At 63.2% G+C, this 978-nt stretch carries 1 pseudogene; it reads right to left on the bottom strand.

Features of this window, described 5'->3' with window-relative positions:
• Nucleotides 1-116: 116 nt before the first annotated feature.
• Nucleotides 117-899 (bottom strand): annotated as a pseudogene (locus tag D5084_RS09090) (IS5 family transposase); the annotation flags it as partial.
• Nucleotides 900-978: the final 79 nt, after the last annotated feature.

The raw sequence follows: 978 nt of genomic DNA, 5'->3' as shown, positions 1-978 counted from the left end.
TGTCAGCACCCGATGACGCGCCGGGATCAGGCCCGAAGTTCCCTCTTGCGCAAGGGGCGGTTACACATGTTGCACAAATCGGATGATGGGCGGGCCTCCCCTTTCCCCAGTCAGACTTATTCCGCGACCTTTGTGACGGGTGTGCCGATTGCGGTGAAGCGGTTCAGGACCGCGACCCGGACCTGGAACTCTGCGACCTGACGGTCGAAGTCTCTGGCGGACAGGCGCTGCCCGAGCAGCTTGACGCAGTGCATCCTGGTTTCTGCGCGACTCCGGCGGTGGTAGCCGCTCCATCGTCGCCAGATGGTTCGACCGACGCGTTTCGACGTCCGCAGGATTTCGTTTCGCGCGATCGCCCCGGCGGTTGCGGGTTTCCATGGGTTGGCGTTCTTACGGGGCGGGTTGATTGCGGCCACCCCACGGGCGGCGATCGCGTCATGGCACTTGCGGGTGTCGAAGGCCCCATCGGCGGTGACGCTGCCGATCTGCTGTTCGGGCGGGATCTGGTCCAACAGTTCTGGCAGCATTGGCGCATCGCCCACGTCGCTCGTGGTGAGCTCCGCCGCTCGGATTGCCAGGGACTTCTCGTCAATCCCGATGTGGATCTTGCGCCAGACGCGGCGCTTGGTGCCGCCATGCTTGCGGGCGTTCCGCTCGCCTTCGCCCTCGACCTTGATGCCGGTGCTGTCGACCAGCAGGTGCAATGGGCCGTCTGAACCGCGGTAGGGGATGTTAACCTTCAGGGTTTTCTGGCGCCGCGACAGCGTGCTGAAGTCCGGCAAATCCCAGTCGACGCCGACCAGCCGCAACAGGCTCTTGACAAACCCGGTTGTCTGTCGAAGAGCCATGCCGAACAGCACCTTCATCGTCAGGCAGGTCTGGATCGCGGCATCGCTATAGGGTCAGGACCCATTGATCTTGCTTCTGCGGCGTGATTCACGCCTCCGCAAGGAGACTGACCGATGAGCAACCTTTTCT

Source organism: Tabrizicola thermarum, from assembly GCF_003574395.1.
GTDB lineage: Bacteria > Pseudomonadota > Alphaproteobacteria > Rhodobacterales > Rhodobacteraceae > Tabrizicola > Tabrizicola thermarum.
Note: the sequence above shows the minus strand (reverse complement) of the source record. Positions and strands in the feature narration are given on the sequence as shown.